The sequence below is a fragment of the Gemmatimonadales bacterium genome, from assembly GCA_030697825.1.
Lineage (GTDB): Bacteria > Gemmatimonadota > Gemmatimonadetes > Gemmatimonadales > JACORV01 > JACORV01.
Genome location: JAUYOW010000072.1, coordinates 1 through 7,565 on the forward strand (window position 1 = coordinate 1; position 7,565 = coordinate 7,565).

Genomic DNA, 7,565 nt, shown 5'->3' on the forward strand with positions numbered 1-7,565 from the left:
AGCGCCGCGTCGTAAAGCCGGTAGTTGACGTACTCGACCGCCACGACGCCCAGCGTGCCGACCGCCGCGACCAGCGCCGGCGGGTAGACCCTCCCGAAGACCATGAGCACCGGCTCGTAGCCTACCGGGAGGAACATCGAATAGGGGCCGTTGGTGAAGAGCGCGAGCGAAAAGAGGGCCGCCAGCTCGCTCAGCGCGGGCACGAACGACGACACGAGGATGCCGACGAGCGCCACCAGGCCGCTCGCCCACAGGAGGCTATCCCAAGCGGCGGGGGCGATCCGCCGGCAAGCCAGCGCGATGGGTCTCGAATACAACCAGGGCTCCGGGTTCGATTCGGAGCCCAAGGTGGCATCAGGGGGTCAAGAGGGAATCAAGAGTGACGGGTCTATCTCAGCGCTTGAACTACCTGCAACCGCGCCGCCCGCCAGGCCGGGAAGAACCCGCCCACGAGCCCCATCACGACCGCGAAGATGACGCCGGACAGGAGGAGCCCCGGCGTCACGCGGAACGCGAAGGCGACGTCGCTGAAGGAGTTCCAGTTGGTCGTGCTGGTCACGATCCCGTTGATCGGCAGCGCCATGATGCCGCCGGCCACCCCGCCGATGAAAGCGATCGCCGCCGACTCGGTGAGGAACGAGGCGAGGACGCTGCGAGGATGGAAGCCGAGGGTGAGGAGCACGGCGATCTCGGGCGTCCGCGAGGAGACGGCCGCGTACATGGTGTTCACCGCGCCGAACACCGCGCCGACCGCCATGATGCTGGTGATCATGACCGCCAGGAAGGTCAGGATGCGCGTCAACATCGTGGACTGGTTGAGGTAGAACTCCGACTCACGCTGCGCCTGCACCGTGAGCCGCTGGTCGCCTTCCAGCGCGCGCTTGACCTCGGGGAACGCCGCCCGCTCCTTGAGCCGGAAGATCACGGACTGGAAGACCTCGCCCCGGAACACCGGCATGAACTGCTCGTTCTCCCCCCAGATCTCCGACTCGAGCGCCGAGCCGCCGGCGGTGAAGTGGCCCACCACCACCCAGTTCCGGTTGGCGAACCGCATCGTGTCGCCGATAGCGGTGTTCGCGAAACGAGACACGGTCTTCTGGCCGAGGATGATCTCGTTCTGCCCCGACTGGAACGCGCGCCCTTCGACGATCCGGATGTTTCGCACCGCGAAAGCCTGCTCGTTCACGCCCCGCGCCACGACGTTGTTGAGCCCCTCGCCCACGGCCCGCGGGATGTTTATCAGGACGAACACTTCCGGGCTCACCAGCGGACGGCTGGAGGCGTCGGTCGCCACTCGCGGGTCGGACGCGATGAGGCGCGCGCTCTCCCGCGAGATCCCGCTCGACAGCTCGCTGTCAGCGCCGCGGCGGAGCACCATGACGTTGTCCGGCGAGCCGGTCCGCGCCAGCGCGGAGCGGAAGCCGTTGGCCAGGGCCAGCATCGCGACGAAGACCGCGACCACGAGCGCCACGCCCAGCGCCGTCATCACCGTCGACACCGGCCGCTGGCGGATGCTCCGCAGGTTGTAGAGGAGCGGGATCTTCATTCGACGTGCCTGAGCGCCTGCACGATCGGCAGCCGGTATGCGCGCAGCGCGGGCACCAGCCCGCTCGCGATCGCCAGCACCACGGTGATGCCGAGGCCGATGGCGAGCGTCGCCGGCGTCACGTCGAAGCCGGGCAGGAACCCGAACCCGTTGAACTCCGACGTACTGTACAGCAGTTTCGCCCCACCCAGGCCGAGGGTCGCGCCGATGCCCGTGACGAGGCCGGCCTCGAGCATCACGAGAACGAAGAGGGTGCGGTCGGTGAAGCCGATCGTCTTGAGCACCGCGACCTCACCGGTGCGCTCGCGCGCCGTCATCATCATCGCGTTGGCCGTCACCATCAGGATGGCGAACACCACGGCCATTCCGATCGAGTTCATCAGGAACTGCACGTTTCCCCACATCGTCACGAAGCCGGCGGTGAACGCCTTCTCCGTGCCCGTCTTGGTGGGATCGCTCGAGTTCCGGAAGGTCTCGTCGATGGTGTGCGCGACCTGGGGGGCGAGCGACGGGTCGCTCAGCTGGAGGATGTACCAGCCGGGCGAGATCCGGTGCTCGGTCCGCTCGTAGAGATAGTCGTACTGGAACATGAACGACCGGTCGTCGATCGCCCGGTTGCTGGGCGTGTACACGCCGCGGATTGTGAACGTCCAGTCGCCCGGGAAGATCGTGCCTCGGATGGTGACGTTCTGGCCGATCTGCCAACCGAACTGCTCCATCAGCCCCTTCCCCACGATGGCGGCGGTGCGCTCGTGCATGAACGCTTCTTTCTGGTCGGGCGCCACGATCAGCTCGGGATAGATCCGGAAGTACGACTCGGGATCGATCGCGAACTGCGCGAAGAACACCCGCCCGTCGCCATACTGCCCGCCGAACCAGTTCGCCCACGTGACGTCCGTGACGCCCGGAACGGCGGCCAGGCGCTCGCGGTAGCTCATCGGGAGCACGAAGACGATGGCAGTCGCGTGCTGGACCACCATGCGCGAGGCGCTGGCGACCTCGGTGCCGGCGTTCAGGGTCGTCACCACCGACCGGAGCGAAGCGAACAGGAACATCGCCAGCGCCACGCCGAGCGTGGTGAGGAGCGTGCGCAGCTTGTGGCGGGTGAGGTTGGCGAAGACCAGCGGGAGCAGCTTCATGGCGCCAGCACCCCTTTCTCCAAGTGCAGCACCTGCTTGGCCTTCTCGGCCGCGTGCGCATCGTGAGTCACCATGACGATCGACTTGTGGAACTCGTCGTTCAGACGCTCTAGCAGCGTCAGCACCTCCTGCGCCGACTTCCTGTCGAGCTGGCCCGTAGGCTCGTCGAGGAGGATGAGCGTCGGGTCGGACACGATCGCCCGCGCGATCGCGGTCCGCTGCTCCTCTCCGCCGGAGAGCTGGCGCGGGTAGTGGTCCATGCGGTCCTCCAGCCCCACCACGCCGAGCGCGATCTTTACCCGCTCCCCGCGCTCCTTCTTCGAGAGCGAGGTGAGGAGCAACGGCAGCTCCACATTCTGATAAGCGGTGAGCACCGGCAGGAGGTTGTACGACTGGAAGACGAAGCCGATGTGCCGGGCGCGCCACGCGGCGAGTTGCCCCGACGACATCGCGCTGACCTCCGCGCCCGCCACCACGACCGTGCCCTGGGTCGGCCTGTCGAGCCCGGCCAGCAGGTTGAGCAGCGTGGACTTGCCGCTGCCCGACGGCCCCATGAGTGCGGTGAAGCTCCCGGCCTCGAAGTCGAGCGTCAGTCCCTCGAAAACCGAGACTTCCTGGCTGTCGCGGTGGAAGACCTTGTGGACGTCGCGAAGCTGTACCAAGGACATGTTGTACTCAAGCTGAGGTTGAGGGCTGCCTGGGCCAACGGCTAGCGGCCAACGGCCAACGGCTAACGGCTTCCAGCTAACGGCTCGATTGTCACCCTCTGGCCGGCGCGCAGCCCCTCCGGCCCGCCGACGACGATCACTTCGCCGCCCGCGAGGCCGGAGCGGATCTCGCGTAAGCCGCCGCTCACCGGGCCCGCCTGCACCTCGTGGGTCTCGATCCGGCCCTGGCGCACCAGCCACACTACCGTTTTCCCGCCCTCGGCGCGCACGGCGGCAGCCGGCACGACGACCCGAGGAGGCGCGGCCCGGGCCGCCTCGGCGGTCACGGCATCCTCGAGGAACTCCACTCTCGCGCCCATCTCCGGCAGGATGCGCGGATCGTGGTCGAGTATCGACACCTTGACCTGCACCGTGGCTCGCTGCCGGTCGGCGGTGGGGACGACCTGGCGCGCGGTCCCCCGGAACGCCGTGTCCGGATACGCGTCGAGCGTGATGCGCGCATCCTGCCCGCTCCGCACCCGCGCGATGTACGCCTCGTTCACGTCCACTTCGACTTCGAGCGTACGGAGGTCGGCCATGGTGACCACGGCGCCGCGCGTCAGGCCACCACCCACCGACGGCGCGACCACCTCGCCCACTTCCGCTTCCTTCCGGAGCACCGTGCCCGTGAAGGGCGCTCGTATGACAGTGTTATCCAGACTCGCCTGCGCGAGACGCAACCCGGCTTCGGACGCATGGACCCGCGAGGCCTGGGCCCGGAAGCGCGCTTCTGCCTGCGCGGCGCGGCTCTCCGCGCCCTCTACATCCTGCTGCGAGACGAGGTTCGGGTTCTGGGTGCGCAGATCGCGCGCCCGGCGGGCCTCACGCTGCAGCTGATCACGGTCGGACTCGGCCTCGATCAGCGTGGCGCGCGCGGTCGCCAGGTTCGCTTCCGCCTCGGCAACCGAGGCGGTGTACTCCGCGTTCTCCAGGCGGGCGATGATCTGGCCGCCCCGAACGTTCGACCCCTCGCTCACGCCGAGGAATGCCAGGCGTCCGGGTATCTTGGCGGCGACCGAGGCCTTGGTCCGCGCGACCACGTACCCGTTGGCTACCACCGAGACGCCCCGGCCGGCCCCGGCCGAGGCTCCACCACCGCTCAGCGTTGCGGTCACGACCTGCACCGGGACCGTCGAGCCACGCCGGATGACGAGCACAGCGCCGGTGACGACCACCATCGCCACGGCGGCAAGAATGAGCGTGGTGCGGAACGCCCTCCGGACGCCCGCCGGGGGCGCGTCGCGGTTGATCTTCAGTCGCGAGAGATCGTGGGCAGCACCGGTCATACGATGGGGTCGAATCTAGCGAGGGCGAGTATGGCGCGCAGCGGGGGCGGCTCCCGCCCAAAAACAGGGCGCCGGCCCCTTGCGGAGCCGGCGCCTGGTGAAGCTGGTGCGACGGTGTCTTACGCGATCTTGCGAACGTTCGCGGCCTGAAGACCCTTGGGGCCCTGCTTGACCTCGAACTCGACGCGGTCACCCTCGGCGAGCGAACGGAACCCGTCCGCCACGATCGCCGTGTGGTGCACGAAGACATCCGGGCCGCCGTCCTGCTGGACGAAACCGAAGCCCTTCGCGTCGTTGAACCACTTCACCTTGCCCTGCGCCATACGATGCTACTCCTGATAATGTGGGCCTGAGCCCGGTACACGGCGGCCACCATGACCGCTCGTTTGTTGCCAACAAGAAACACCGCTCGGGGTACGCCCCGCAGCGGTGTCGTCATCCATGTGACCGAACAAGCTGCATATGCGTGCGCCTTGCGACGAGCGCTAAAGTAGCGCCGCTTCAACGTTTGTCAAGCCGGGGGCTGCTCCGGCTCGAAGGCCGCGACCCGGAACCGCGGGCCAAGGTGCCGCGAAGACGCCAGGCGACCTTACGCGTTGGTGCTGAGGGGGCCGGACGCGCCGGTCCTCTCGGCGCAGGATTCGCAGAGCGCGGGAACGGGTTTGGCGTCCGAGTGATCTGCGATGAAATCCATGACCTCGTGCCAGAAGCCCCGGTCGTCTCGCACTCTCTTGCAGGAGGTGCACACCGGAAGGCCGCCCGTCATGCGCTTGGTGCGGGCGAGGGCGTGCTCGAGCTTCTGCATCAGCGCGAGGCGCTCCGCTTCGGCCTGCTTACGGTCGGTGATGTCGCGTGCCACGGCCGAGGCGCCGGTGATGTGGCCCGCGGCGTCGCGGACCGGCGAGACGGTCAGGGAGACGTTTATCACCGCGCCGTCCTTCCGCCGCCGGATCGTCTCGTAGTGGGCGATCCGCTGGCCGCGCCGGATGCTGTCCAGGATCTGCGGCAGGTGGTCCACATGCCCCGGCGGGATGAGCAGCGATAACGGCTTGTCATGCATTTCGTACCCCGGGTAGCCGAAGATGTCCTCGGCGGCGGGGTTCCAGTGCTCGACGACACCGTGGAGCGACATCCCGATGATCGCGTCGTTGGAGGATGCGACAACGTTGGCCAGGCGCGCCAGCTCGGCCTCCTGGCTCTTCCGCTCGGTTATGTCCCGCGCCACGGCGTAAACGACCTCATGTTCCTCGTCGCTGGTCGCATTCCACTGGAGCCAGCGGTACGAGCCGTCGGCGTGGAGGAAGCGGTTCTCGAACGTCACCGTCTCCTCGCCGCCGCAGACCCTCACGAACTCCCTCAGGCTCCGCTCGCGGTCTTCAGGCATCACGAACTCGATGAACGGCTTCGACTTCAGCTCGGAAAGCGGGTGGCCGAGCGCGCGCTCGAACGCCGGGTTGATCTGGCGGAACACACCGTCGAAACCGGAGACGCACAGCATGTCGCGCGTGAGCTCGAAGAGCCGGTCGCGCTCGAGGTCCTCGCGGCGGCGGGAGCGGCCGCGGCGGTCGGGGGGCATCAGATCCCCGCTCATCCCTCGAGTCCTCCCGCATCGATCGCGAGCACCGTTCGCAGCAGCACGTTCGCCCCGTTCGTGATGTCCAGCGGCCGCGAGAACTCCCGCGGCGAGTGGCTGATCCCGCCCACGCTCGGAATGAAGATCATCCCGACCGGCGCGATGCGCGCCAGGACCTGCGCGTCGTGCCCCGCGCCGCTCGGCAGGGCGCGGTGTGAAAGGCCCAGGCCGTCGGCCGCCTGGGTGATCAACCGTTGTACCCGAACGTCCGTCAGCGCCGGAGTGTTCTCGCTGAACAGGTGGAAGTTAACGGTGGTCCCCGTGGCAGTCGCGATTCGATCGCCTTCCGCGATCACCTGCCGCGCCAGCCGGTCGATCTTCTCGGCCGCAAGGTCACGGATCTCTACGGTCATCACGACCCGGCCGGGCACCACGTTGGGTGCGCCCGGAAAGGCCTGGATGCGCCCCACAGTACCGACCTGGCGCCCCGGCACCGACGTCACCACCCGGTTCACGGCGAGTACCAGCTGCGACGCGGCCATCAGCGCGTCCCGCCGGCGGTCCATGGGGGTGGTGCCCGCGTGGTTCGCGAAGCCTTCGAAGGTGACTTCGTAGTCGCGGATGCCGACGATCCCCTCGACCACGCCGATGTTGACGCCGGCCTCGTCCAGCGTCCCGCCCTGCTCGATGTGCAGCTCGAGATACGCCGCCACCTCGCCGCGCGAGCGCCGCGCCGTGGCGAGACGGTCGGGGTCGCCGCCCAGGTAACGGATGCCGTCGCGGATGGTCTTTCCGCTCCGGCTGGTCACGTCCAGCTCCGCCGGCCCCAGCTCGCCGACCATCGCCTTGCTGCCGACCAGGCCGCCTTCCTCGTTGGAGAACACCACGACCTCCAACGGGCGGCGCGCGACAGTCCGGCTCTCGGCCAGCGTCTGCGCGACTTCGATGGCGCCCAGTGCGCCGACGTCGCCGTCGTAGTTCCCCCCGTCGGGGACGGAGTCGGTGTGGGATCCGATCAGGATGGGCGGCCGGGCGGCATCCCGTCCGGCCCGCCGGCCGATGAGGTTGGCGCCCGCGTCGATCCGCACCTCGAGCCCGGCCTCCCGCATCAGACCCATGACGTACTCGCGTCCCGCCCGGTCGGGCTCGGAGTAAGCGAGGCGGTTGGTGCCGGTCTCGGTGCGCCCGAAGGCCGACAGCTCGCCGAGGTGTCGGTTGAGTCGGTCGCCGTTGATCCGAAGGTCGTCGCGATGCCGGCTCGCGACTGAAGTCGCGGCTCGGCCGGATGACCGTCGCTGAAGCGACGGATCCGGA

The 7,565-nt window shown here is 68.4% G+C and carries 8 protein-coding genes; all 8 read right to left on the bottom strand.

Features of this window, described 5'->3' with window-relative positions; all coding sequences use genetic code 11:
• Positions 1 to 317: hypothetical protein (locus tag Q8Q85_03700; protein ID MDP3773350.1), on the bottom strand; the 317-nt coding region annotated here is incomplete at its 3' end.
• Positions 318 to 388: 71 nt separating this feature from the next.
• Complete coding sequence (locus tag Q8Q85_03705; GenBank protein ID MDP3773351.1) at positions 389 to 1,546, bottom strand: ABC transporter permease; 1,158 nt, start codon at positions 1,544 to 1,546, stop codon at positions 389 to 391.
• A complete protein-coding gene (locus Q8Q85_03710) occupies positions 1,543 to 2,685 on the bottom strand; it encodes an ABC transporter permease (protein MDP3773352.1) in 1,143 nt (380 codons plus the stop codon). The genes Q8Q85_03705 and Q8Q85_03710 overlap by 4 nt, the downstream gene beginning before the upstream one ends.
• Entirely contained in the window at positions 2,682 to 3,353 is a 672-nt protein-coding gene (locus Q8Q85_03715) for an ABC transporter ATP-binding protein (GenBank protein ID MDP3773353.1), read from the bottom strand. The genes Q8Q85_03710 and Q8Q85_03715 overlap by 4 nt, the downstream gene beginning before the upstream one ends.
• Before the next feature lie 62 nt (positions 3,354 to 3,415).
• The gene (locus Q8Q85_03720) at positions 3,416 to 4,678 is read right to left on the bottom strand and encodes an efflux RND transporter periplasmic adaptor subunit (GenBank protein ID MDP3773354.1); all 1,263 of its coding nucleotides are present in this window, start codon (positions 4,676 to 4,678) and stop codon (positions 3,416 to 3,418) included.
• 119 nt (positions 4,679 to 4,797) lie between these two features.
• Positions 4,798 to 5,001 carry a cold-shock protein gene (locus Q8Q85_03725; protein MDP3773355.1) on the bottom strand — a complete coding sequence of 68 codons (204 nt, stop codon included), beginning with the start codon at positions 4,999 to 5,001 and terminating at the stop codon, positions 4,798 to 4,800.
• Positions 5,002 to 5,267: 266 nt separating this feature from the next.
• The gene (locus Q8Q85_03730) at positions 5,268 to 6,269 is read right to left on the bottom strand and encodes a PAS domain S-box protein (protein MDP3773356.1); all 1,002 of its coding nucleotides are present in this window, start codon (positions 6,267 to 6,269) and stop codon (positions 5,268 to 5,270) included.
• Entirely contained in the window at positions 6,266 to 7,486 is a 1,221-nt protein-coding gene (locus Q8Q85_03735) for a M20 family metallo-hydrolase (GenBank protein ID MDP3773357.1), read from the bottom strand. The genes Q8Q85_03730 and Q8Q85_03735 overlap by 4 nt, the downstream gene beginning before the upstream one ends.
• Between the last annotated feature and the right edge of the window lie 79 nt (positions 7,487 to 7,565).

Excerpts from the sequence above, each read along its gene's own strand:
- Q8Q85_03705 (MDP3773351.1), bottom strand. The coding sequence starts at position 1,546 with ATGAAGATCCCGCTCCTCTACAACCTGCGGAGCATCCGCCAGCGGCCG.
- Q8Q85_03715 (MDP3773353.1), bottom strand. The coding sequence starts at position 3,353 with ATGTCCTTGGTACAGCTTCGCGACGTCCACAAGGTCTTCCACCGCGAC.
- Q8Q85_03730 (MDP3773356.1), bottom strand. The coding sequence starts at position 6,269 with ATGAGCGGGGATCTGATGCCCCCCGACCGCCGCGGCCGCTCCCGCCGC.
- Q8Q85_03710 (MDP3773352.1), bottom strand. The coding sequence starts at position 2,685 with ATGAAGCTGCTCCCGCTGGTCTTCGCCAACCTCACCCGCCACAAGCTG.
- Q8Q85_03720 (MDP3773354.1), bottom strand. The coding sequence starts at position 4,678 with ATGACCGGTGCTGCCCACGATCTCTCGCGACTGAAGATCAACCGCGAC.
- Q8Q85_03725 (MDP3773355.1), bottom strand. The coding sequence starts at position 5,001 with ATGGCGCAGGGCAAGGTGAAGTGGTTCAACGACGCGAAGGGCTTCGGT.